A 21,649-nucleotide genomic window follows, 5' to 3' on the forward strand; every position below is an offset into this window, starting at 1 on the left:
TGGCACCGTATCTCGCGCCGGAAATCGTCCTGCTGTACAAGGCCAAATCGTTGACGCCAAAAGACACCGCCGACTTTGAGGCCGTGGTGCCGCGCCTCGACCCCGGCCAAAGCGCTTGGCTTCGGCGCGCGCTGGCGCAGACGACTGTCGGCCATCCCTGGCTAACGTCTCCGCACCTGTTATAGAATACCATTGCCGCTTGGCTAATGAATCAGAGAGCAACAGCCTGGGAGACGATGAAGCCCTCAAAAAGGGTCGCCTTTGCTCGACTCACGCTGATTGCGTCGTTCGCCATTGCCGGGCCGCTGTCGGCGCAACAGCCGGCCGGGATCACGCGGCAGTCTCATCGCGACGGACATGCGGTTGCACTATCGCCCTCCACGGACCAGCTAGTCCTCGACGTTGCGAGCGCGTTGCGCTCCGCGCGAGCCGATTCAAACAAGGACGAGTCTCGGCGGCTCAAATATGCCGGGGTCGGCGCGGCTCTCGGCGCGCTGGTGGGAGCGGTGCTCGGCCATCAGTACGCGCAAGCGCACAAGCCGGCGTGCGTGAACGTGCCGGCGGGGCCGCCCTGTCGATATCTCGATCCCGACAACTCGAGCAGCTACCTCGCGGCTGGTATTGGCTTAGGCACGGGACTCGGGTTGCTCATCGGCGTCCTGCTCTCACGGTAGACGCGCGCATCGACATTCGCGAGACTCCACGACCGATCCATGCAATCCGGATTTATCCTGAGAGGCGCGCGCGCCGACGACGCCGAGGCAATCGGGCGTCTGGCCGCCGAATTCGTCGCGTATCTCGCCGGCCTCGGCGACCCGAATCCGCGCGGCATCACGGCGGCCGAGTACCTGCGCGACGGCTTCGGCGATCGCGCCGCGTTCCAGGGGCTCGTCGCCGAGGATGGTACTGGCGTCGTCGGCTACCTGCTCTAGAGGCTGTAAGCGAGCACTGAAATTGAAAAAGAGGCCGACATGAGGCGACTCACTGGCGTGGGGCGGCACGGCGTTCACTTGGACCGACTCGGATGACAAACCCAAACAAGGTCGAGCTCTGGCAGCCGCCCGCGGGACGATGAAACCCGCCGACGCGTCGAATGAATCAACGCTTTCTTCGCTCATCCGGTCGGTGCAGCGGCGGGGGGACGAGCCGCCTCCAGTCATCTCCAAGCTCGGGTGGCGCTATCATCACATTGGAATTCCCACCGACCAGCCACACCCGAACGAGAAGAACCTGGAAGCATTCGGCGTCCACGTTTCCGGCTTCTCGACCAGCCCGTTCGGCATCGAGTGGATGCGGTACTCGGCGAGCAGCCCGCTCCACCCGGCGATCAAGACTCTGCCCCACGTGGCGTTCGAGGTCGACGATCTCGATGCGGCGCTCGAAGGACAAGAAGTGATCTACCCACCGGGATCGCCATCCGAAGGCGTGCGCGCCGCGATGATCCTCGTCGACGGAGCTCCGGTGGAGCTCATCTGGTTCAGTAAAGATCGCCACGCGGACGCGTGAGCCGCGTCGCCGTTGTCGGGAGTCACGAACGTTGAAGCCCATTCTCGTGATCGGCGCCACCGGTCGAACCGGGCGTCATCTGGTCGACGAATTGGCTCGGCTCGGCGCGCCGGTCCGCGCGCTCACGCGTCGGCCGACCGAGTCGGACTTTCCAGCCGGCGTCGAGGTCGTGACGGGCGACTTGACGGCGCCCGATTCGCTCGACGCGGCGTTCCATCGCATTGGACCGGCATTTTTTGTTTGGACCGAAGGGCTAGAGGCCGCCGCGGCCGTGATCGACCGACTCGCGGCCGCAGCGCCGTCGCGCATCGTTCACCTCTCGTCGCCACATCGGACGCCGCATCCCTTCTTTCAGCAGCCGAACGCGTTGCGCGCCGTGCACGCTGAAATCGAGCGCCTACTCGAGGGCGGCGGCGTGCCGACGACGATGCTCCGGCCCGGCATGATCTCGTCGAACGCGCTCTATTGGTGGGCGCCGCAAACTCGCGTGGGCGACATCGTGCGTTGGCCGTACGCCGCGGCGGCAACAGCGCCGATCGACGAGCGTGACATCGCCACCGTCGCCGCGCGCGCACTGCTCGACGATCGTCACGCGGGAGCGGACTACGTTCTCACCGGCCCCGAAGCGTTGACGCACGAGCAGCAAGTACACGCCATCGGCGAAGCGATAGGACGGCCGCTCCGTTTCGAGGAACTTTCGCCGGACCAGTTTCGGCGAGAGACGGCGGGCACCTGGCCGCCGCAGGTCGTCGAGATGTTGCTGGCGGCGTGGGGTGCCGCGCTCGGTCACCCGGCCTTCGTCACGTCCACCGTGGCGGAAGTCACGGGCATGCCGGCGCGCACGTTCGCCAACTGGGCCATTGATAACGCGGCGGCCTTCAACCGCTCGGCCTGACAGAAAGACACTTTCGCCGAACCACCGCGTAGGGTCATCGTCCGCATTCTGCTCATTCGCCACGGACCGAGGCGCATTCGCTCCCCGCGTGGCTTCCTCTGAATCACTCGGCATTGGAGCGATGGCGCAGCGACTATGATGCCGCCGGCATCTTGGAAGACGCCTCGGCGAGTTGGTGCGAGCAGGCGTGTCGCGCCCGCGCGACGTCCTCGGTCGTCGCCGTCGTCACCCATGGTGTGTTTCGCCGCGAGTTGGCTCGCGCGCTCAAGGCGAGAGGATGGAAGATCAGTGGACGGCGGAGCTATGCTCCATGGAGTATTTGGGAGTTGGTGGGTCAATCCGCGTAGTCTTCGAATGATGCCGGAGCTCAGCCTGCTGTTCTCGAGTTTCGGTGAACGGTACCCCGGCCGCAGCGAACGGCTATCACGTTGCGGGGCTCGATACCGGGCTGTAGCGTGCCCGCGTGCAGACGCCATCGATACGCCCGCCACCGTGGATCGTCGTCTCCACGATCTGGATTCTCCCCGCGGTACTCGGCTCGCTCGACTCGCTCGCCCAACAAGGTCTGTTCGGCGAGACGATTCGCTATCGCCAGGTGCTGTTCAACGGGCTCGATTGGCTGCTCTACGGCGTGCTCACGCCGTTCGTCATCGTGCTGTCGCGGCGATTTCCCCTCGCGCATCCGATCAGGGCGCGCAACGTGGCCATTCATGTCGCGTTCGCGCTGCTTTTTTGTCTCGCGTGGGCGGGAGGCGGCACGCTTCTCAGGATGGCGCTGCTGCCGAATTCGTTCGACGGCAGCATCGGCCGATTTTACCTGAGCTGGGTGTTCACGACGTTTCCCTTCGGCGCCGGGGTCTACTTTTCGATCGTCGGCGTGGAACACGCGCTCCGCTATTTCGCCGAGGCGCGCGATCGTGAGGCGCAGGTCTCGCGGCTGTCGAACCAATTGACCGGCGCGCGTCTCGCCGCGCTCGAGGCGCGGCTCAACCCGCACTTTTTGTTCAACAGCCTCAACACCGTCAACGTTCTGGTGCGCGACGGCGAGAACGTCGCGGCAACTCGCGTGATCGAGCAGCTCTCGGACGTGCTCCGGACGACGCTCGACCGCTCGCGCGCGAGCGAAGTGTCGCTCGAGGACGAGCTCGCGTTGCTCCGCCAGTACCTCGCCGTCGAGCAGGCCCGTTTCTCCGATCGATTGCGGCCGACCATCGACGTTCCGCCCGAACTGTTGTCCGCCGCGGTGCCGAGCTTCGCGCTTCAGCACCTCGTCGAGAATGCGGTGAGGCACGGCATCGCTCGGCGATCGGCGGCCGGGCGAATCGCGGTGTCGGCGCGGCGGGATGGGGCCATGCTCGAGCTGACGGTGCGCGACGACGGCGGCGGACTCACGGGAACACCGCAACAGGCGGGCGGACATGGCATCGAAAACACCCGCGAACGCCTGCGCACTCTATACGGCGATGCGGCGACCGTGGAGCTCGTCCCCGCTCCGGACCAGGGCGCGATCGCGCGGCTGCGGATTCCGTATCGTGACATTGTCGTCGACGAAGGTCGGACCGATGACACGCAATAGTTGGCGCGTGCTGATCGCCGACGACGAGCCCGCGGCGCGCCGAGGCGTGCGGCAATTGCTGGCGCCGTATCCTCGATACGCGGTCGTGGGTGAATGCCGCGACGGACGAGAGGTCCTCGCGGCTTTGGACTCGGTGAGTCCGGACCTGCTCTTTCTCGACGTTCAGATGCCCGAGATCGGCGGGTTCGAAGTGATTCAGCGGCGCGGCGTCGAACGCATGCCGGTCGTCGTGTTCCTCACGGCGTACGACCAGTTCGCCATCCGCGCGTTCGACGCCGAGGCGTTGGATTATCTCGTGAAGCCGGTGAGTGAGACGCGATTCGCGGCCACGATCAAGCGCGTCGAAAAACGGCTCGCCGGCGGCCGGGCGGAGCGCGATCCGCGCATCGTCGTCACGACCTCTCGCGGCGTCGTCGTGGTTCCGCTACACGAAATCGATTGGATCGAGGCCGCGGACTACTACGCGCGTGTCTGGGTCGGCGCCAAAAGTTATCTGCTGCGCGAGTCGTTGCTGCATCTCGAGCGCCGAATCGCGACGCACGGATTCGTCCGCGCGCATCGCCAGGCGCTCATTCGAGTCGACGGTGTGCGCGCGCTCGCGACGAACGGCTCCGGCGACTTGACCGCGGTGCTCGCCAGCGGCGCGAAGGTGCCGGTATCTCGCCGCCGGCGCGCCGCGGTCGCCGCCGCGGTCCGCAAGCGCTCGCGTTAGCTACTGCGAGATCCGCTTCGCTTCCATAGTACCGGCGTCGCGCATCCACGTCTTGCCGCCGTCCACGCTTCGATCCGAACGCCAGAGGAACTTGTTTTTGTCGATCCGCAGGTAGCGAATGCGAGAGAGGCCGTTCTTGCTATGCTGAATCGCGAAGCGCGAAACGCCGTCCGACCACGTGAGCCCCGGTTCGATCTCTCCGCTCCCAGGCCACGTCCCGTACATCTGCCAGACCTTCCGTTCTTCGTCGAAGATCCGATACGTGTACAGCGTCTGGCCCATCGGCGCCGACGGATTGTCGGGGCGCCAGCGATCTTCGACTAATCCGCCGCCGGGCTTCTTCTCGAACGTCCAATGCCCGACGAACGGAGGCCCGAAGCGTCCCTGGCCGTCGCGGTTCTGAAACCGAAATTCCCACGTCCCGACAAGCGCGTCGTAGTCGGCGGTCGTGCCGGATTTGTTGACGCTGTCGCCGATCGAGAAGTTTGCGCCGAGCGTGTCGGGCATCTGGATGGCCCGTTCTCCTTCGGCGCCCGATGCGATCCACGCGATCGCCGTCGGCGATGTGGTCGCGGCGCCGGCAACGAGGGCGAGCGCGAGCAGCGAGTGACGGAGTCTCATGGCCGCACGCTGCGCCCGAGCGCGCCGCGCCGCCAGCGTTAGTCAGGAATCGGTGCTCGGTGTGCCGCGAACGGTAGCGGCGGGCGGGCGCCGGAGGGACATTCTCCGGCGGTTCCTTCATCCCAACTCGAGTCACCATGAGCTCTCCGCTTCAGGGCGCCGTCGTTCGGCGTTCCTTCCTTTCTCGACTGGCCGCGGCGAGTGCCGCGCTCGCCGGCGCCGCCGCCATTCCGTCCACTGCTGACGCGCAACCCGCGCAACCCGCGCAACCCGCGCAACCCGCGCGTTCGCGCGGACCGACGCATCCGGCCGACGCGTGGCTCGACGAACTCACCGGCCAACACAAGAACATCTACGACTGTACGAGCGTCGAGAACGGGCCGATGGGCTGGGCGTTTTCGCGCAACTTTCTCTCGGCGAACACGGGACCGATTTATCAGCTCAAGGATGCCGACGTCAACGTGATCGTGTGCGTGCGGCACCTCGCGACCGTCTTCGGATTCAACGACGCGATGTGGGCCAAATACAAATTGGGCGAGTCGCAGAAAGTGAACGACGGCGGCGCGTCCGCCGTGCGGAATCCGCAAGCGAGCACCGCGACCGATCTCGCGAAGCGCGGCGTGATCGTCGCCGTCTGTGGGTTGGCGACGGGACGGCTCGCGCGAGCGGTCGCGTCCGAAGCCGGGCTCACCGCGGCGGACGTCGAGGCGGATCTTCGTGCGAATCTCGTGACGCCCAACGCGCGAGTGGTCGCGGCCGGAGTGATCGTCACGAATCGCGCGCAGGAGAAGGGCTTCACCTACACGTACGTCGGCTGATCGCTACTTCTTCACCTGGAACGCGAAGCGCCAGCCGAAATCCGCGTCGTAGAGCGCGGTGGTCGGCATCGTCGCGACTCCTAACTCGGAGAACAGCGTCGTTCCCGTCGTCAGCACCGCGGCGGACGCCTGGTATCGACGCATCCATTCCGGACCGCTGAATTCCGACACGCGGCTCGGGTCGGTTCCCGATAGCCGGCTGTCGAGCGATCGCACGGTCGAGCTGTCGGAGGGAATCGCCGTGCCGTCGATAAGTCCGCCCGGCGTCACGACGGCGAAACTCGCGCGATGCGGCAACGCCGCGGAATCGACGGCGAGCGTGACGGACGCCGCGCGAACGACAAACGCATTACTGCGAAACAACTCCGGGATTGGCGCTCCCGTTTCACCGAACACCAATGGCACGACCGGCGCGCGCGGGCCGCCGGGAGCGTCGGCTCGCGACTCGACGGCGAGGATGACGGCCGCGATCGTCGCTGGGCCGATGCGACGATCGCCCACCGCGCTCTTCGGGCATCGCGTGACGAAGAGCGACGCCGCTGCCGTCCCGTCCTTCGACGGCACGACGCGCCAGCGCGGTCCGACCAGCGCTTGCAACTTCGCGGCGTTGGCGTTGACCGAAACAGTGACCCCGACGCAAGGCGCCGTGGAATCGGTGGCCCAGACCACGGCCGGGTTCTGCGCCTCGGCGGCCAACGGTGCGGCGACGGAGACGACGATCGCTAGCAGAGTGTCGCGCATGGAGCTCGAGTTCCTCGCAGGTGTGCCGCCAATGATGCGGCCTCCTGACTGAGAATCAAGCGCGCCGGTCAGGCGTCACGCCGCACTGGCGGCGATGAAAACGCCCGCGCCCTGCCGGATCTCGACAATCCGTTTCGCCTCGAGGTGAGCCAACGCCTCCCGCACCGTCGCCGGCGCGACGCGGAACGACCGCGCCATCCCGGTAATCGGAGGGAGTTGATCGCCCGGCCGAAGCCGCCCCGCCGCGATCGATCCCATGATCCGGTCGGCCAGCTCTTCCGACAGCCGGCGGCGTCGCACCGGAATGAAGTCGATATTGTCACTCATGAGTCTTCTCTCATCCTCCGCGAAGCGCCTCGACGGCTGGAATCCCGGCCGCGCGCCGCGCCGGGACCCAGCTCGCGGCGACGACCGCAATCGCCAACAGAACGACGATCCCCACGAGCGTGACGGGATCCGTCGGTTCGACGCCGTAGAGCTGGGCGCGAATGAGGCGCACTGCGGCCGACGCTCCGACCAAACCCACAGCGCCGCCCGCCGCCGCCAACACGAGCCCGCGCCCGACGACGAGACGCGTGAGATCGCGCGGTGTCGCCCCCAAAGCGATGCGAACGCCCATCTCCCGCGTGCGTTGGGCGACGGCGTACGAGATCGTGCCGTAGGTGCCGATCGTCGCCAGCACGAGCGCAAGCACGGCGAACAGCGACAACAACTGCGCCAAGAACCGCGACCCGGCCAGCACCGAACCGATACGCGTCTCCATCGACGCCACGTCGTAGACGGGGAAACCGGGTGCCACTTCGCGCAGCGCGCGGCGAGCCGGCTCGGCGACCACCGCGGGGTCGCCGGCCGTGAGCATGTGGACCATCATCCGAAAGCTCATCGGAAACTGATAGTACGAGATGTAGATGTCCGGCCGTGGCGGCTGTTGAACGCCGTAGAACCGAACGTCGCCCACGACGCCGACCACGCGCGCCGTGTCGTGGGCGTGGAGAATCAGGCGCTTGCCGATCGCGTCGTCGCTCGGCCAGAACTCACGAGCGGCGCTTTGGCTCACGACCACGACAAGGGGCGCGCCGATCGCGTCCGACCTCTCGATCGACCGTCCGCGCACCAGAGGTACGTGGAGCACGTCGGTCCAGCTGGGCGTGATCCAATGCAGGCCGGTTCCGATCCGCTGCGGCCCCGTCGCGCGGTCGAGCACATCGACGTTCTCGACACTACACCCTCCGCTCTGCGGCGAACAATCGGCGATCGCGACCTCCTTCACGCCGGGAAGCGATCGAAGTCGATCGACGGCTACGTCGTAGAACCGTGAAATGGAATCCCGTGACCACGCCGCAGCGCGGTTCACTCGCATCGTAAGCACGCGCTGCGGGTCGAAACCGGGGCGAATGGCCACCAGTTGAACGAGACTGCGCACGAGAACTCCGGAACCCGCCAGCAATACGACGGCGAGCGCGATCTCGAAGGCCGTGATGGCGTCGCGCATCGAAAGGCGGCGCGAGATCGCCGAGCGCGACGCTACGCCGGTCTCGGTTTTCAACGATTCCGTCAACTCGGGCCGCGTCGACTGCATCGCGGGAACGAGGCCGAAGACCAGCCCGGTGGCGAGCGCGATCGCGGCGGTGAACGCGAACGCCGCGATGTTCAGATGGATCTGGTCCGTGAACACCGTGCCGACGCCGCTATCGCTCTGCGAGCTCCAGAGCCCCGGGCGGACCTCCGAGATGATTCCCACGCCGACCCACGCGACGGCGAGGCTCGCCACTCCGCCGGCGATCGCGAGCAGTACGCTTTCCACGAGGAGTTGGCGGATCAGGCGAGCGCGCGACGCACCGATCGCCAGCCGCACCGCGATCTCGCGGCGCCGGCCCGCGGCGCGCACGAGAAACAGATTCGCCACGTTGGCGCAGGCGACGAGCAGCACCATGCCGACGGCGCTGAACAACAGAAAGAGGGTGCGACGGTCGTCGTCCCTGATACGCGTCGCGTCGAGTGTCCGCGCGGCGATCCCCCAATGACGCGAATGCGGGCCGGTCTCGGGAAAACGCGCGTCGATCCGGGGGCCCAGCTCGCGCGAGATCGCCGCGGCGCGGTCAGGCGTCACGCCGGGCGCCAGCCGACCGATCACAAAGAAGGAGTGATTGTACGGGTCGCGAAACAGCGCGTTGTCCCAGACGGGCGGGTCGCTCAGAAACGGCAGCCAGAGCTTGGCTTTGCCGCTCACTCCGGCGAAGCCCGGTGGCGCGACGCCGATGATGGTCAACGTCGCGATGTCGACGTCGATCCGCTTGCCGATGACGGACGGATCGGCGTTGAACCCGGCGCGCCACAGCTCGTCGGAGATCACGACGACAGCCGGACCGCCGACGCGGTTCTCCGTCGGAAGCATCGCGCGGCCAAGGGCAGGCACGATGCCCAACGTCGCGAAGTAGTGCGAGTCTACGAACTCGCCCGAGAGACGCAGCGCGTCGTCGCCCACGCGCACCGTGTTCTGGGTGCTGAACCAGGCGGTGAGATCGCTGAAGACGTTCTGACTCTCCCGAAACGCCTCGACCTTCGGATACGACCAGACGAGATCGTCGCGCGCGCGGCTCGCGCTGGTCGCCGGAACCGTGAGGGCGACGTTCATGAGACGGTCGGGCGCCTTGAACGGCAGCGGCGTGAGGAGCAGCGTGTCGACGGCGCTGAAAATCGCCGTGTTCGCGCCGATCCCGATGGCGAGCGTCGCGACGGCGACCGCGGTGAACACCGGCGTTCGCGCGAACGTGCGGAGCGCGAATGCCGCATCCTGCCCCAGCGTGTCGATGACGTCGAGTCCGGAGATTCGCCGTGCTTCTTCGCGATAGTACGTCGCGTTGCCGAAGCGCCGCCGCGCGCCGTCTCGCGCCGCTTTCGCCGAGACGTCGCCGCGAGCCGCGTGCTCTCGTTGGCGCGCTTCGGCGTTCACGAAAAATTCCATCTCTTCGGCCAGCTCCTGCTCGTGCTGGCGCGACCGCGTGAACACCCGCAGCCGGTATCGGACCGAATCGAGGAGTGACATGACTCTCTCGCGGCCTCAGGCGCGCCGCAGCACGCGGTTGATCGCGACGAGCATGGCGTCGAAGCTCGAGATCTCGTTGCCCAGTTGCCGGCGGCCCGCGGCGGTGAGCGTGTAGTAGCGCGCGCGGCGTCCGGTCGGCGACTCGCCCCACCGCGACGTGATCCAGCCCTTCTTTTGCAGGCGCTCGAGCGCGGGATAGAGCGAGCCCTGCTCGACGCGCAGCGCGTCCTCGGACAATGCCTCGATCTGCTGCGCGATGCCGTACCCGTGCAGCGGCCGGACGCTCAGCGTCTGCAGGACGAGCATGTCGAGCGTGCCCTTGAGCAGCTCGTTCTTCTTCGAGTCGAGACCGGCCATGGGGGGGGCGCGCGAGGGTCCGGGTTGATATGTAGAACTCCTATTGATCCACAAGTAGGAGTTCGACACGTCTGCTGTCAAGCGCCGAGCGGCCACTCGGCACGCCCGTGATGCCGAACGGCTCGGCACGAGACCGGACCGGCCTCGCGACGCCCTGGCAATTCTGGCGCATGGCGCTTGCCAGCACGCGCTCGTCGTGCTGCGATGGCTCGGACGTTCGCCGGCCGGGTTCGTCTACGCGGCGGAGTGGTAAACCATCGGAACCGTTGACGCCGCGTCGCCGGCATTTCTACTTTACGGCGTAAAGCGACTTCGAGTTTGGGGGACGAGTTGTGCCGCGATGGTTGAGAGTCGTTCGTGGGATGATCGGAACGGGATTGACGTTCGCCGTCGGCATCGGCGCGGTCACGACGGCCGTTGGCGCGTTCGCGTGGCTCCGCGGCCGAGCCTCGGTCGTGGAAGTGCTTCGAGTCGCCGGCAGGTTTTCGGTCGCGTCGTTTCTGTTGGGGGTGGCGTTTGCCGGCGTCCTGGCGCTCACCGCGCGCGGCCGGCGATTCAACAAGCTCTCGCTGCCTCTCGTCGGTTCCCTCGGCGCCGGGGCCGGTTTCCTTTACTGGCTTTTTCTCGCGTCGACGGGCGGAAGAGCCTGGTCGCCGCGATTGGCGATCATCAATTTCGGGCTGCTCACCGTCATGGGCGCCGGCTCGGCGATCGCGACGCTGCTCATAGCCCGGCGAGCCCGTTCCGGTGCCAGGCTGGCATCGGCCGACGACTTGCACAGCCTTGGCGTCGGCGACGAGGAGATCGCTCCAATCCGGCGTCGGTCCAAGGCCGACATTCCCGGACCGTGATGCATTGACCGAGGCACGAATGAACGACGAGGAATTGTCGCCGGACCAACGGTGGAACATCGAAGCATTCATGGCCGATCTCGAGGCCCAGATGGCGCGCGTGGGTGTGGATTTGAGAGCGGCCATGCAGGACATCAACGAGATCGAAGCCCCGCGCACAAGCGAGGTCGCGGACGACGGATCGTTTACCGAGTCGCACACGATCGACCTGACCGGTATTCTCAAGACGCTGCGCGGGCTACCTGACGGCGCGGGGACGTCGGCGTTCGTCACGGCATACAACCGCACGCACTCGGATTGGCGCAACTGATGACGCACCCGTGGCGATCGTCATTCGTCGCTTCGGCTCACAACTGGAGGCACAGCCGATGGAGCTTTCGCTCATCACAGCGCCGCGACTCACGTCGCTGGCTCCCCAATTGTTGGTCGAGGATTTGGATCGCTCGATCGCGTTTTATCAAAAGCTCGGCTTCACGTTCGGCGATCCGTGGGAGGGCTTCTACGCGATCGGCCATCTCGACGGTCTCGAGCTTCACCTGAAGGAATCGCCGAAGAGCGATACCTATCGACGGGAACGACGCGAGCACGAGCACCTCGACGCGGCGGCTGGTGTGGACGGCATCGAGGCGTTCTACGAGCGGTGTGTCGCAAACGGCATCACGATTTCCCAGCCGCTCCAGGCGACGGACTGGGGGACGAAAGACTTCTATATCGAGGACCCCGACGGCAACGTCGTCTCGTTCGGAGGGCGACCGGCCGCGGGATAGTGCGTATGTTGTATTCGACCGCTGCTAGGAGATCCGGATGCGCGCTTTCATTCTGCGATCAGTCATTGCCGCCGCCGCAGTCGCCGCCTGCCAGCGATCGACCAATGTGGAGCTGCGCAAGGACGCGGCTCGAATCTGCCGAGACGGACAATCGCTGGTCGTGGTACGGCAGTCGGGCGAGAGGCAGTACCATTTCTTGCACGCCGCGCTCGACAGCGCGGATCTCCTGCGGACGATTCAGACGATTCTCCCGCCGCGCCCGAACAAAGTCGTCCTCGTCGACGTCGAGCCGGGCCACACGCAGGCGCCGCGATGGCTCGTCGCCGCGATCCAAGAGGCCGGCGGCGACGCGTTCGAACCGGACAGCGCGTGTCTCCTCCCGGCGTTCCGAATCGGCACGCACGCTCACTGACTTCGCTGACGCGCGATGCCGTGCATCTTCTGTGAGATCGTCGCCGAGCGCGCGCCGGCGAGCTTCGTCTATCGCGACGATTTGGTGTCGGCGTTCATGACATTGCAGCCGACGGCGCCCGGGGAATGCCTCATCATCCCCAACACCCATGTCGATCACTTCAGCGACGTTCCCGAATCCGTGGCGGCGCACATCATGACCGTCGCGCAGCGCATAGGGCGCCGAATGCGCGCCGTCTTTCCTCTTCAGCGGGTCGGCTATTTGGTTCACGGCTACGGCGTCGCGCACGCGCATTTTATCATCGTCCCGCAGCAAGGCCCGCATCATCTGACCTCGGACCGCTTCGCCCGCATCGTCGACGGCGAGATCGTCTTCGACTTGAGTCGCGTGCCCGAGGCGGACAGGCAGACGCTCGACGCTCACGCGCGTTTGCTGGCGCAGGCGGAGTGATTGAAGAGGGGTGGCCTGGGGAGATCGCCGGCGTCGATGCGTGCACCGCGTCGTAATGCTGGGTCCGCCGAACGCGGGGAGCGAGCTGGCCGACCAATTGCCGCGTTGGCCGGTCTTCGGCCCGGTGTATCGTAAATTCACTGGACCGGCAGGTTTGCAATGGCATCCGCTGCTCATGGTGCCCAGACGGTTCACGCGCTCATCCTTCGTTTTCTCGAGACGGGAAAGTTTTCGTGACTTCGACGCCGGCCGACCTGACGTTGCTGAATGCGGCCCTCGTCGGCGCGCCCGATCCGGAGATCGTGGCACTGGAGACTCGGCTGCGGGCCGCGCAGCTCGCCGCGGATGTCGCGACGCTGGATGAGCTCATCGGGGAAGATCTTCTGTTCGTCGGGCCGAACGGGCAACTGTCGACGAAGAGGCAGGATCTCGACGCGCACGCGACCGGCGTCGTGCGATTTCGTGAGCACGTTCCAGAAGAGCTCCGAGTGCGGCGCGTCGGGGCTCGGGTGGCCATAGCCAGCTTGCGAACACGGCTCGTCGTCGACATGGCCGGCATGCTCGATCGCGGCACGTATCAATACACCCGCGTGTGGGCCCGCGATGAAGGCGGCGATTGGCGCGTCGTCGGCGGGCACGTGAGCGCGGTGAAATGAGCCGTCTCGAAGGCGCGGTCCCCCGCGGATTTCCTCGCCCGGAGATCGCTTGCCCCGGATGCGGGTTTTCGCCCTCGGTCGGAATGACCTGGGTGTGCGCCCCCGATGGATGCGGCGCCGCATTCGACACCTTTGCATCGCAGGGACAGTGTCCGTCGTGCGAGGCACGATTCTCTTGGACACAGTGCCCGCGGTGCAACCACGCCTCCCCTCATCGGGCGTGGTACAAGGCAGGCGGGTTGAGCTAACCAGCGGGTACGCCACGCGCCGATTGGCAGCGTCACCTGTCGGCTGACAGTGCCTTCGGCGCTATGCCGATCACACGCACCCCCGCCGACTTCGCGACGTCCATCGCCGCGATGATGTCGTCGTAGCGAACGCGTGGATCTCCGGCGACATGAATGATCTTCTCCGGCCGTGACGCGTAGACGCGGTTCAACTCGGGCAAGAGCTCATGCTCGGAGATTGGCCGCTTGTTGATGCGATAACTCGGCCCGGGCAACACCTCGAGGACGACCTGTGCCGAGGCCCCACAAGCGCCCACGCACGGACTGGGCAACACTGCGTCGATCGTATGGCGCACTCGAACCATCGCGACCATGAATACGATGATTACGACCAGCAGCACGTCGATCATCGGCGTCACGTTGGGCTCCGCGGATAGAACGGATTGCGTTTTGGCCGTCATCGCTCCCCTCGCAGGTTGGTGAGGCCCATGGTAGTACATCCGGGTTAGCCGCTCGTTGGGAGGAGGTGACGGCTCGATGGCCAATTGATTACGGTTTCATGATCCAATCGCGGGAGCGTGGCCTTCGATGGAGATTGAAGAAGCGATCGATCTGCTTCGCGACGCCGTCGGTAAACGCCAAGGCGTCTGGGCCGACCTTGGCGCGGGGACCGGCACGTTCACTCGCGCGTTGGCCGCGCTTCTCGGTCCCGGCAGCACCATCTACGCGGTCGACGATGATGTGACTGCCGTGCGTGCGCTCGCGGACCTGCCGGGCGACAGCGACGTGCGCATCGTGCCCGTGCGCGCGAACTTCACGCGCCCGCTCGAGCTGCCCGGTCTGGGAACGGGAACCATGCCACTCGACGGAATTCTTTTCGCGAATGCGTTGCACTTCGTTCGCGACGCAACCGGGACGCTGACGCGTCTCGCTCAGACCCTGCGCGGCGGAGGGCGAGTCATCGTCGTCGAGTACGACCGGCGGCTGCCGAGCCCGTGGGTCCCGCATCCGATTCCCGTCGCGCGATGGCCGAAGATGGCCGCCGCGGCGGGGCTGGTCGAAGCGACCGTCACGGCGACGCGTCCGTCGATGTATTCAGGAATTCTCTACGTCGGCGCCGCCACGCGACCGTAGCCGTCGCGCCAAAATAGACCGGGTTCAGCCCAGGCCGCTTTGAAGCGCCGCCAGGTTCGCTTTCAGCTGATGCCCGCCCTTACTTGATAGTTGAGAAGGAGGTGGTCTCGGTGGCGAGTTGCGAGTGGTATCCGGCGTGGCGGTCCGAGCTCCGAGGGTGGATCCACGAGCATCCGGAAAAGCTCCCGCTGAACTGGAGTGATCTGGGCCGTTTCCCGATGGTGGTCCGGCGTGTGCTCGTCAACGAAGTCCGGCCCGAGCTTCGGATTCAGCTCTGGCGGGAACACCTCGAGTCTTTTCTTCTGCCGGAGGCTGGGCTCACGCAGGCACAACGCGACATGATCGTGGCGGCGATTCCGGAGCTGCCCAAGCTGTTGTCGGCTCACGCGCCCAACCCCGCAATGGTCGAGTTCGAACAGCGCATCGCGACAGTCTTCTCGCGACCGGAGGCCGGGCGAATTTTCGGCCACGTAGGACCGCCCGTGCCGCCCCGGGGAGTTCCGTTTCCGCCAGACGTTCCGCGCCCGCCGTCGGCGTGACGCGACCGATCCGACGAGGCATATCACCATGGCCAGTGTTCAAGTCCGCTACATCGTCGACGACGTCGACGAGGCGATTCCGTTCTACGTCGAGCAGTTGGGCTTCGAGCTTCAAATGCATCCGGCCCCCGCGTTCGCGATGCTCACGCGCGGCGAGCTGCGTCTCGTGCTCAGCGCACCCAATCCGTCCGCCGGCGGCGGTCAACCGATGCCCGACGGTACCACGCAGCAACCCGGCGGGTGGAATCGTTTCGCGATCGAGGTCGCGGATTTGCCGGCGACGATCGAGCGGTTGAACAACGCCGGCGTCCATTTCCGGAACAGCTTGGTGACTGGTGTCGGCGGCAAGCAGGTCATCGTCGACGACCCTTCGGGGAATCCGGTGGAACTCTTCGAGCCGACGATGGCGTCGGCGCGCATGTCGAACGGCTGATCCTTTCCGCCGCGGGGGGGAGTGACGCGGCGACGCAAAGCTCGGTTCAGTCGATATGCGATACTTCCTGCTCGCGGCGCTCGCCTTCACTGGCTGCAGCGAAGAGCCGTGCATTCTGCCGCCGTGCGCCGCGCCGATCGCGCTCGAGATTGCGATCGCCTCGTCGACCGGCGGCCCGGTGACGGCGACCGTCGCCGTTTCCGGAGCCGTGGTCAGGTCCTTTTCATGCAGCTCCACGTGCCCGGTTACAGGATCGGGTGGGACGTACTCGGTGGACGTCACCGCGACCGGTTTTACGCCGGTCCATGAGTCGATTCAGGTGACGAGCACGCCGCGGCCGTGCAGCTGTGAGATCGTGCACACGCAGGACGTGCAGATTACGCTCGTCCCCACCGCATAGGTGCGGACGGCCGAGCGGCGCTAGGACACCTCGCCCTTCATGCTTGCCGGAATTCGCTGACGCTCGTGTGACGCCGGCGCTCGATTGTGCGAACGGCGGGCCGCTCGCCGGAGCGCGGACTCCCAGACGTCGGTCACGCGATCCCACGTGTACCGCGACAGTACTTTGGTGCGGCCGCGCTCGCCGAATCCCGCGCGCTTCGCGGGATCGGCGAGTAGGTCGAGAATCCGATCCGCGAGATCGGTTGCGTCGAACGGTTTGGCGGTCCAGCCGTCGACACCGTGGTCGATGATGCAGCGTGTGCTCGCGATGTCGGCGCCGATCACCGGTTTGCCGCACATCCACGCTTCGATCATCACGAGGCCGAACGACTCCTCGACCGACGGCAACACGAGCAGATCACAGGCGTCCATGATCGACGCCGCGTCTCGCTGGTCGAAATCGTCGATCAGCACGACGCGGGCGCGATTCTCCTCGGTGAGCTCGTCGAGCATCTCGGAGACTCTCTCTCCGCGGTGCGCGCTTTGGCCGGCGAGTAGAAGCACCGAGTCGGGGAAGCGCCGCCACACGTTGCGCATGGCTTCGATGAGCGTTGGGACGCCCTTATTCGTGTCCTGTCGACCGACGAAGCCGACGACCGCGCGGTCGCCGATGCCGTAGCGAGCTCTGATCGCGGCACCGTCTCGACGAATGAAGTGACCGGGGTCTACACCGGCGCCCGAGACCGCGATCGTGTGACCGCCGCGCGCCCGAACAAAATCGCGTTCGGCCTCGGTGCACACGATGACGCCGTCGCAGTCGCGAAACATCCGCGGGTAGATCGGGTTGTGCGCCCACTCTCGCTCGATGTGCAGAATCGGAAACGCGACTCGCGGTGTGCTGCGGAGGTGCCGCGGGCGGCACACCCAGTACGACATTCCGAAATGCCAATTCGCCGACACGACGACGTCGGCTTTCATGCGCGCGAGCGGTAAGACGAGACCGAGACCGCTCGGCGGGCGAAGCGGCCAAACGTTGTCGCTGAACAACCATGCCGAAGTCCGCCAGCCACCGCGCTGCTTCAACCACCACTGGTGCCATCTCTGGAACCGAGGGCTCGCGGGACCGACTCGCGTCACCCGCACTCCGTTGATCGTTTCGCTCGGCGTCAGCCCGGCGCCGCGCGGCGAGTCGAAGTCCGGCAGGGCCGCGCAATCGAACGTGAGCACGCTGACGTCGTGACCGCGTTCGACGAGCCGCTCCGAAACCGATTGCAGCATGCGTTCCGCGCCGCCGACGAGTGGAGCGTACGCCGGCGACACCTGCACGATGCGCAACGACCGCAGTTGGCTCGACGTTTTCGCTACGCGGAGAGGCACGACTATCGAAGTCGCGCGGGACTGCGGCCGGGACCGGCGACGATTCCGGCCACTTCACCCGCCGCGTGACAACAGGACAACAGGAACATCAACGGGAGGCTTTCTCGAACGGCCCGAGTTGCACGCGCCTCCGGACTCATCGCGCGCAGCGACCCGCGAAGGAGATTCCATGGCAATTGACGGCGAGTGAGCGAAACGGGATGCAATCCCGTGGTCGAGCGGCCGTTGTCAAAATGCGCTCGCAGCGTGAGCCAGAAACCATGGGACTGCACGTGAGTCACCGTGATTCCGTCGTGAACGTGAAACAAACCCTGCCCAAAGAGTTGCGGGCCGAGTTCGAGCTCGATGTGGCCTGCAGGAATTGGTCCCGGCCCTATCGCCGCCCGTCGAAAGGCGACGTTGGCCGGAGGCGGACACCGCGAGCATTGCGTCTTGCTCACGGGCGGAATGCAGCTCGCGAAGGAATGTAGGAAGTTGGCCTGATCGATCCGGCGATCCGTCGATCCATTGAGCACCGGGCCCGTCACGCCCATCGCGTTCGGATGCCTCGCGAACACATTCAGGATTTGCTCGCACCAATCGCGGCCGACGAGGCAATGATCTTCGGTGAGGGCGATGATTTCGCCGCGAGCTCGTTCGACGGCTCGCGCGCGCAACTCGAACACCGACGCTCCGGGAATCCGGACCCATGACACACCCCTCGAGCCCGCGGCGCCGGTTGCATCCAACGCGGCACCGTGCCCGTCACCGACGATGATTTCCCCGCCAACGGCAGCCACTTGGGGTGCCAGAACCTCCAGGCAGTTCGCGAGGTCGGGCCATGGGGGGGGCTCGATGGTGGCGAGGATGACGGAGATCGGAAGTCGGCCGGGGAAGGTCACGCAGTGGTCATATTAGCAAACGGTCACACGTGCAAGACGGCCGCCGGTGCGTATTGTTAAGCTCTCCACCGACAAAGCCACCTTCATTAGTAGGGTGTCCTGCATGTCATACGTAGACTCGCAGCTGCTGCCGGGCGAAACGATTCGCTATCGCGCCCGGCTACACAAAGGAATCTTCACGACGGCCTCGATTGTCGGCGCGCTCACGGTTGCCGCGTTGATCATCGCGATCGCCGCAGGGCACTGGTGGTGGGTCCTGGTCGCGGTCACGGGGGCGATCGCGGCCTACACGTTTGGTCGAGCCTGGCTGACCTATGCGACGTCGGAGTTCGCCGTCACCGACAAGCGAGTCGTGATAAAGGTGGGCTGGATTCGCCGTCGGACGCTGGAGACGATGCTCTCGAAGGTCGAAGGGGTCGGCGTCGACCAGAGCCTGACAGGCCGCATGCTCGGCTACGGCTCGATCGAGGTCACCGGCACCGGTGGAACGAGAGAGGAGTTCACGCGAATCGCCGACCCGCTCGAGTTTCGACGCCAGGTGCAGGCGGCGATCAGCGCCGCCGACGAAGCACGCGCCGCCGTGTCCGCGCCGCCGGGCGGCTACCTGCCCGACGAACGCCAGGAACGCGAGTGCCCGTATTGCGCCGAGCGAATTCTCGTGAAGGCGAAGGTGTGCCGGTTCTGCGGCCGCGACGTGAGCGCCGTCGCGCCGACCTGAGCCTGGACGGCATTCAACTACGCTCGAGCGGCTTGGCGTCCTTGTCGCTGCGCGTCGAGATTCGCAGCAGGAAGTAGATCACCGACCAGCCGGTCAGTGCTGAAATGAACAGGATGACCGAGATGCCGCCGACGATAGCGCCGGCAGTGCCGTCGTGCGCGGCGACGAAGAATAGAATAGCCAAAGCTCCGCCGAGCAGCATCCGGATCGTTCGATCCGCGTCACCCATGTTTTGTTTCATCACGATACCGGTTTCTGAGAGTCGGTCTTCGCCGCGTCGGCGGCGGCGAATCCGTCGCGCGTCAACTCGAACACCTCGCGCGCGGCGCTCGTCGCCCTGAGCAGCCCACTCTTCTCGAGCTCTTCGATCGCGCCTTCCCACCGCGCGAGCGTGCGCGGACTCGAGTCTTCATTGAAGACCTTGTCGTTCGAGCTGATCTCGGCGCCGCCGCCGAATCGCTCGAAGAGGACCACCCCCGACCCGTCCGCGCTCGCGGCAGAAAGCAGCATGAGCGCGTCGGGAGAGAGTGAGGCCCCGGCGACCCCCGAAGTCGTCTTCGGCCGCGCCATGGCGTCGGCCGACGCGACGCCGTCGGCGTTCATGACGATCTGCAGATCCTTGGAGAACTGTCGCCGGAAGTCCTCGACGTCGGCGTAGCTCGCGTAAAGTCCTCGCGACCGGCACGAATCCTTGAACGTCTTGAGCGCTTGATACTGCGCCGGATCGACCGCGTCGAGCGGGGCGGGCGCCGACGAGAAGTAGAGCATCGCCGGCTTGCGCGCCTTGAGGTGCACCTCGATCTCTTCGACCGCTCCGCTCGCGTACGACGCCGTCGGCGTGCCGAGGCGCGTCCAGAAGATCCCGACGAGAAGGTCGGCGTCCGTGAGGATTCTCTTGTCGATGATGCTCTGCGGTGCGTCGCCCATCTCGGGGGCGACATCCGTTTCCCAACCGACGGCCAGCAACATGACGTTGCGATGCGAGCCGTTGGTCGAGTTCCACTCGCCGACGACTTCGCGGACCACGGCGCGCTCCTTCGGAACGTCGCCGGGCGAGGCGATCATCACGCGGAGAACGGTTGCGCTGAACGGCATGCGTCGAAATTACTCCAACAGCGGCCCGCCCGTCGCTCCCGCCGGCTGCAGCGTCCCCCCCGTCGGCGTACCCTGACTGCCCAGCGCCTTCCAGTCGCGCGGCGCATCGGTGACGCGGCGTAGGATCAGGAACGCCACGATCACCATCACGAGCAGCGACAGGATCGCGAACGCCTCGCCGGTGAGAACGGGCATGCCGCTCCGCTCGACGATCAGCCAGGTCGTCCCGCCCCATACGAGCGGCCCGACGACCGCCGAGAAGCGTCCCACCATGCCGTACAATCCGTAGAACTCACCGACTCTGTCCGGAGGCGTGAGGCGCAGCATCAGCGGACGGTCCGACGCCCACGTGCCGCCGAGGCAGATGCCCGCCGCGCAGGCGACGACGAACAGCCAGCCGATGGTGAGGTGCAAAAAGCCGATCGAGGCGGCGCCAACGAAGGTGAGCATCCACCCCGTGAGCACGATATTGAGCGTTCGCTTCGGACCGATTCGGTCGACGATGAAGCCCCAGAGGATGCCGCCGACGATCGCCGCGCTGATGGCGACCATGAGCACGAGCTTGGCCTTCGCCTCGCCGTCCTGCTTGGTGAGCCCCGTCGAGATGGCGACGTTCACCGTGTAGAGGGACATGAACAAGATCACGGTGTTGATCGCGTCGGTGTAGAACGCGCGGCCAATGAGGAAGCGCAGCAGCCCGGGGAAACGATGTCCCGACTTGAGTGTCTGAACGGTCTGACGCGTCGACTCGGTCACCGCCTGCGGAGTGAAGATCGGACGCGGATGAGCGTTGATGCGCTCGCGCACGAACAGGAAGCACGGTGTGGCGAACGCCAGGAACGCGACGCCGATGAACAGGAAATAGTTGGCGAACGGGAACTCTTGCGTCTTGGAATCCATCAGCATGCTGACACCGACCGCGATGTACGAGCCGATGTACCCGATTCCGATGGCGATGCCGTTGATACGGCCGCGATTTTGTTCGGTGGTCACTTCGGGCAGCAGCGAGTCGTAGAATTGCACGCCTGCTTGATACCCGCCGTTGGCGACCACGAATGCCAACATGCTCAGCCAGAACGGTCCCCGGGCGATGAGGGCGGTCATCGCGCAGCAGATGATTGTCGCCCACATCAGGAACGGCATCCGGCGGCGCGCGCGGTCGGTCATCGCGCCAAGCAACGGCGAAATGCAGAACATGATGCCCATCGACACCGCGCTGATCCGACCGACGAGGCTGTCCGCTCGCTCGGATCCGACAACGGACCGGACGAAGAGCGAGAAGTTCAGCGACGTCACGCCCATCGAGAAGATGACGTTGGCCAGATCGTAGGTGATCCAGCTGACGACCGCCTTCCGCGGGATGACCCTGGTCGGCTCAGCCGTTCGCGCGGGGGCGGGGGCGGGGGCGGGAACAGGCCTAGAGGCGGAGGACATCGTTCTGCGCCGATCCTCGGAA

At 65.9% G+C, this 21,649-nt stretch carries 30 protein-coding genes; 19 read left to right on the plus strand and 11 right to left on the minus strand.

Annotated elements, in window-relative coordinates:
* From VGQ44_20595 to VGQ44_20625, 7 genes are all read left to right on the plus strand, one after another.
* Positions 1–185, plus strand: a 185-nt coding sequence (locus VGQ44_20595; GenBank protein ID HEV8449236.1) for a hypothetical protein, incomplete at its 5' end; no start/stop codon positions are given.
* 51 nt (positions 186–236) lie between these two features.
* Positions 237–674: a hypothetical protein gene (locus VGQ44_20600; GenBank protein HEV8449237.1), complete on the plus strand. Its 438-nt coding sequence runs from the start codon at positions 237–239 to the stop codon at positions 672–674.
* Between the two features lie 39 nt (positions 675–713).
* Positions 714–932: a hypothetical protein gene (locus tag VGQ44_20605; protein ID HEV8449238.1), complete on the plus strand. Its 219-nt coding sequence runs from the start codon at positions 714–716 to the stop codon at positions 930–932.
* A gap of 139 nt (positions 933–1,071) precedes the next feature.
* Positions 1,072–1,506, plus strand: a complete 435-nt coding sequence (locus VGQ44_20610) for a hypothetical protein (GenBank protein HEV8449239.1) — start codon at positions 1,072–1,074, stop codon at positions 1,504–1,506.
* A gap of 31 nt (positions 1,507–1,537) precedes the next feature.
* The gene (locus VGQ44_20615; protein HEV8449240.1) at positions 1,538–2,401 is read left to right on the plus strand and encodes an NmrA family NAD(P)-binding protein; all 864 of its coding nucleotides are present in this window, start codon (positions 1,538–1,540) and stop codon (positions 2,399–2,401) included.
* Between the two features lie 463 nt (positions 2,402–2,864).
* Entirely contained in the window at positions 2,865–3,977 is a 1,113-nt protein-coding gene (locus tag VGQ44_20620; GenBank protein ID HEV8449241.1) for a histidine kinase, read from the plus strand.
* Complete coding sequence (locus VGQ44_20625) at positions 3,964–4,689, plus strand: LytTR family DNA-binding domain-containing protein (protein HEV8449242.1); 726 nt, start codon at positions 3,964–3,966, stop codon at positions 4,687–4,689. The genes VGQ44_20620 and VGQ44_20625 overlap by 14 nt, the downstream gene beginning before the upstream one ends.
* Here VGQ44_20625 and VGQ44_20630 read toward each other — a convergent pair whose 3' ends face one another.
* Entirely contained in the window at positions 4,690–5,310 is a 621-nt protein-coding gene (locus VGQ44_20630; protein ID HEV8449243.1) for a hypothetical protein, read from the minus strand.
* 137 nt (positions 5,311–5,447) lie between these two features.
* Here VGQ44_20630 and VGQ44_20635 point away from each other — a divergent pair, with 137 nt between their 5' ends.
* The gene (locus VGQ44_20635) at positions 5,448–6,128 is read left to right on the plus strand and encodes a hypothetical protein (GenBank protein HEV8449244.1); all 681 of its coding nucleotides are present in this window, start codon (positions 5,448–5,450) and stop codon (positions 6,126–6,128) included.
* A gap of 3 nt (positions 6,129–6,131) precedes the next feature.
* Here the strand turns inward: VGQ44_20635 and VGQ44_20640 are convergent, their stop codons facing one another.
* From VGQ44_20640 to VGQ44_20655, 4 genes are all read right to left on the minus strand, one after another.
* A complete protein-coding gene (locus tag VGQ44_20640) occupies positions 6,132–6,869 on the minus strand; it encodes a hypothetical protein (GenBank protein HEV8449245.1) in 738 nt (245 codons plus the stop codon).
* A 75-nt stretch (positions 6,870–6,944) separates the two neighbouring features.
* Positions 6,945–7,196 carry a winged helix-turn-helix domain-containing protein gene (locus tag VGQ44_20645; protein ID HEV8449246.1) on the minus strand — a complete coding sequence of 84 codons (252 nt, stop codon included), beginning with the start codon at positions 7,194–7,196 and terminating at the stop codon, positions 6,945–6,947.
* 10 nt (positions 7,197–7,206) lie between these two features.
* Entirely contained in the window at positions 7,207–9,915 is a 2,709-nt protein-coding gene (locus VGQ44_20650; protein HEV8449247.1) for an ABC transporter permease, read from the minus strand.
* A gap of 15 nt (positions 9,916–9,930) precedes the next feature.
* Positions 9,931–10,272, minus strand: coding sequence for a PadR family transcriptional regulator (locus VGQ44_20655; GenBank protein ID HEV8449248.1), 342 nt, complete (start codon positions 10,270–10,272; stop codon positions 9,931–9,933).
* 344 nt (positions 10,273–10,616) lie between these two features.
* Here VGQ44_20655 and VGQ44_20660 point away from each other — a divergent pair, with 344 nt between their 5' ends.
* From VGQ44_20660 to VGQ44_20685, 6 genes are all read left to right on the plus strand, one after another.
* Complete coding sequence (locus VGQ44_20660; protein ID HEV8449249.1) at positions 10,617–11,123, plus strand: hypothetical protein; 507 nt, start codon at positions 10,617–10,619, stop codon at positions 11,121–11,123.
* A 19-nt stretch (positions 11,124–11,142) separates the two neighbouring features.
* Positions 11,143–11,433 carry a hypothetical protein gene (locus tag VGQ44_20665; GenBank protein ID HEV8449250.1) on the plus strand — a complete coding sequence of 97 codons (291 nt, stop codon included), beginning with the start codon at positions 11,143–11,145 and terminating at the stop codon, positions 11,431–11,433.
* Between the two features lie 10 nt (positions 11,434–11,443).
* Complete coding sequence (locus tag VGQ44_20670; GenBank protein HEV8449251.1) at positions 11,444–11,890, plus strand: VOC family protein; 447 nt, start codon at positions 11,444–11,446, stop codon at positions 11,888–11,890.
* Positions 11,891–11,927: 37 nt separating this feature from the next.
* The gene (locus VGQ44_20675) at positions 11,928–12,302 is read left to right on the plus strand and encodes a hypothetical protein (protein ID HEV8449252.1); all 375 of its coding nucleotides are present in this window, start codon (positions 11,928–11,930) and stop codon (positions 12,300–12,302) included.
* Positions 12,303–12,317: 15 nt separating this feature from the next.
* Positions 12,318–12,752, plus strand: a complete 435-nt coding sequence (locus VGQ44_20680; protein HEV8449253.1) for an HIT family protein — start codon at positions 12,318–12,320, stop codon at positions 12,750–12,752.
* Between the two features lie 233 nt (positions 12,753–12,985).
* Positions 12,986–13,408 carry a nuclear transport factor 2 family protein gene (locus tag VGQ44_20685; protein HEV8449254.1) on the plus strand — a complete coding sequence of 141 codons (423 nt, stop codon included), beginning with the start codon at positions 12,986–12,988 and terminating at the stop codon, positions 13,406–13,408.
* Positions 13,409–13,688: 280 nt separating this feature from the next.
* Here VGQ44_20685 and VGQ44_20690 read toward each other — a convergent pair whose 3' ends face one another.
* Complete coding sequence (locus tag VGQ44_20690; protein HEV8449255.1) at positions 13,689–14,096, minus strand: biopolymer transporter ExbD; 408 nt, start codon at positions 14,094–14,096, stop codon at positions 13,689–13,691.
* A gap of 127 nt (positions 14,097–14,223) precedes the next feature.
* On the opposite strand from VGQ44_20690, the gene VGQ44_20695 reads away from it, so the two are divergent.
* The 4 genes from VGQ44_20695 to VGQ44_20710 all read left to right on the plus strand — a co-directional run bounded on the left by VGQ44_20695 (position 14,224) and on the right by VGQ44_20710 (position 16,141).
* Entirely contained in the window at positions 14,224–14,769 is a 546-nt protein-coding gene (locus tag VGQ44_20695) for a class I SAM-dependent methyltransferase (GenBank protein HEV8449256.1), read from the plus strand.
* Between the two features lie 110 nt (positions 14,770–14,879).
* Positions 14,880–15,308 (plus strand): hypothetical protein, encoded by a 429-nt coding sequence (locus VGQ44_20700; protein ID HEV8449257.1) that lies wholly within the window; start codon positions 14,880–14,882, stop codon positions 15,306–15,308.
* Between the two features lie 28 nt (positions 15,309–15,336).
* Positions 15,337–15,741: a VOC family protein gene (locus tag VGQ44_20705; GenBank protein HEV8449258.1), complete on the plus strand. Its 405-nt coding sequence runs from the start codon at positions 15,337–15,339 to the stop codon at positions 15,739–15,741.
* Between the two features lie 55 nt (positions 15,742–15,796).
* Positions 15,797–16,141: a hypothetical protein gene (locus VGQ44_20710; GenBank protein HEV8449259.1), complete on the plus strand. Its 345-nt coding sequence runs from the start codon at positions 15,797–15,799 to the stop codon at positions 16,139–16,141.
* A 20-nt stretch (positions 16,142–16,161) separates the two neighbouring features.
* Here VGQ44_20710 and VGQ44_20715 read toward each other — a convergent pair whose 3' ends face one another.
* Positions 16,162–17,499 (minus strand): glycosyltransferase family 4 protein, encoded by a 1,338-nt coding sequence (locus tag VGQ44_20715; GenBank protein HEV8449260.1) that lies wholly within the window; start codon positions 17,497–17,499, stop codon positions 16,162–16,164.
* A gap of 2 nt (positions 17,500–17,501) precedes the next feature.
* Entirely contained in the window at positions 17,502–18,380 is an 879-nt protein-coding gene (locus VGQ44_20720; GenBank protein ID HEV8449261.1) for a glycosyltransferase family A protein, read from the minus strand.
* Between the two features lie 103 nt (positions 18,381–18,483).
* On the opposite strand from VGQ44_20720, the gene VGQ44_20725 reads away from it, so the two are divergent.
* The gene (locus VGQ44_20725) at positions 18,484–19,098 is read left to right on the plus strand and encodes a PH domain-containing protein (GenBank protein ID HEV8449262.1); all 615 of its coding nucleotides are present in this window, start codon (positions 18,484–18,486) and stop codon (positions 19,096–19,098) included.
* Positions 19,099–19,111: 13 nt separating this feature from the next.
* Here VGQ44_20725 and VGQ44_20730 read toward each other — a convergent pair whose 3' ends face one another.
* The 3 genes from VGQ44_20730 to VGQ44_20740 are packed head-to-tail and all read right to left on the minus strand — an operon-like array spanning position 19,112 to position 21,627.
* Positions 19,112–19,339 (minus strand): DUF2892 domain-containing protein, encoded by a 228-nt coding sequence (locus VGQ44_20730; protein ID HEV8449263.1) that lies wholly within the window; start codon positions 19,337–19,339, stop codon positions 19,112–19,114.
* Positions 19,339–20,193 carry a hypothetical protein gene (locus tag VGQ44_20735; protein ID HEV8449264.1) on the minus strand — a complete coding sequence of 285 codons (855 nt, stop codon included), beginning with the start codon at positions 20,191–20,193 and terminating at the stop codon, positions 19,339–19,341. Before VGQ44_20735 ends, VGQ44_20730 begins: the two co-directional genes overlap by 1 nt.
* Before the next feature lie 9 nt (positions 20,194–20,202).
* Entirely contained in the window at positions 20,203–21,627 is a 1,425-nt protein-coding gene (locus VGQ44_20740) for an MFS transporter (GenBank protein HEV8449265.1), read from the minus strand.
* Positions 21,628–21,649 lie beyond the last annotated feature (22 nt).

It is taken from the genome of Gemmatimonadaceae bacterium, from assembly GCA_036003045.1.
In the GTDB taxonomy this organism is placed as follows: Bacteria; Gemmatimonadota; Gemmatimonadetes; order Gemmatimonadales; family Gemmatimonadaceae; genus JAQBQB01.

What these genes read in the sequence shown, in the direction of transcription:
- VGQ44_20650 (HEV8449247.1), bottom strand. Translation starts at nt 9,915, where the DNA reads ATGTCACTCCTCGATTCGGTCCGATACCGGCTGCGGGTGTTCACGCGG.
- VGQ44_20730 (HEV8449263.1), bottom strand. Translation starts at nt 19,339, where the DNA reads ATGAAACAAAACATGGGTGACGCGGATCGAACGATCCGGATGCTGCTC.
- VGQ44_20625 (HEV8449242.1), top strand. Translation starts at nt 3,964, where the DNA reads ATGACACGCAATAGTTGGCGCGTGCTGATCGCCGACGACGAGCCCGCG.
- VGQ44_20600 (HEV8449237.1), top strand. Translation starts at nt 237, where the DNA reads ATGAAGCCCTCAAAAAGGGTCGCCTTTGCTCGACTCACGCTGATTGCG.
- VGQ44_20710 (HEV8449259.1), top strand. Translation starts at nt 15,797, where the DNA reads ATGCGATACTTCCTGCTCGCGGCGCTCGCCTTCACTGGCTGCAGCGAA.
- VGQ44_20725 (HEV8449262.1), top strand. Translation starts at nt 18,484, where the DNA reads ATGTCATACGTAGACTCGCAGCTGCTGCCGGGCGAAACGATTCGCTAT.
- VGQ44_20630 (HEV8449243.1), bottom strand. Translation starts at nt 5,310, where the DNA reads ATGAGACTCCGTCACTCGCTGCTCGCGCTCGCCCTCGTTGCCGGCGCC.
- VGQ44_20675 (HEV8449252.1), top strand. Translation starts at nt 11,928, where the DNA reads ATGCGCGCTTTCATTCTGCGATCAGTCATTGCCGCCGCCGCAGTCGCC.
- VGQ44_20665 (HEV8449250.1), top strand. Translation starts at nt 11,143, where the DNA reads ATGAACGACGAGGAATTGTCGCCGGACCAACGGTGGAACATCGAAGCA.
- VGQ44_20610 (HEV8449239.1), top strand. Translation starts at nt 1,072, where the DNA reads ATGAAACCCGCCGACGCGTCGAATGAATCAACGCTTTCTTCGCTCATC.
- VGQ44_20690 (HEV8449255.1), bottom strand. Translation starts at nt 14,096, where the DNA reads ATGACGGCCAAAACGCAATCCGTTCTATCCGCGGAGCCCAACGTGACG.
- VGQ44_20635 (HEV8449244.1), top strand. Translation starts at nt 5,448, where the DNA reads ATGAGCTCTCCGCTTCAGGGCGCCGTCGTTCGGCGTTCCTTCCTTTCT.
- VGQ44_20655 (HEV8449248.1), bottom strand. Translation starts at nt 10,272, where the DNA reads ATGGCCGGTCTCGACTCGAAGAAGAACGAGCTGCTCAAGGGCACGCTC.
- VGQ44_20735 (HEV8449264.1), bottom strand. Translation starts at nt 20,193, where the DNA reads ATGCCGTTCAGCGCAACCGTTCTCCGCGTGATGATCGCCTCGCCCGGC.
- VGQ44_20695 (HEV8449256.1), top strand. Translation starts at nt 14,224, where the DNA reads ATGGAGATTGAAGAAGCGATCGATCTGCTTCGCGACGCCGTCGGTAAA.
- VGQ44_20605 (HEV8449238.1), top strand. Translation starts at nt 714, where the DNA reads ATGCAATCCGGATTTATCCTGAGAGGCGCGCGCGCCGACGACGCCGAG.
- VGQ44_20740 (HEV8449265.1), bottom strand. Translation starts at nt 21,627, where the DNA reads ATGTCCTCCGCCTCTAGGCCTGTTCCCGCCCCCGCCCCCGCCCCCGCG.
- VGQ44_20680 (HEV8449253.1), top strand. Translation starts at nt 12,318, where the DNA reads ATGCCGTGCATCTTCTGTGAGATCGTCGCCGAGCGCGCGCCGGCGAGC.
- VGQ44_20645 (HEV8449246.1), bottom strand. Translation starts at nt 7,196, where the DNA reads ATGAGTGACAATATCGACTTCATTCCGGTGCGACGCCGCCGGCTGTCG.
- VGQ44_20640 (HEV8449245.1), bottom strand. Translation starts at nt 6,869, where the DNA reads ATGCGCGACACTCTGCTAGCGATCGTCGTCTCCGTCGCCGCACCGTTG.
- VGQ44_20705 (HEV8449258.1), top strand. Translation starts at nt 15,337, where the DNA reads ATGGCCAGTGTTCAAGTCCGCTACATCGTCGACGACGTCGACGAGGCG.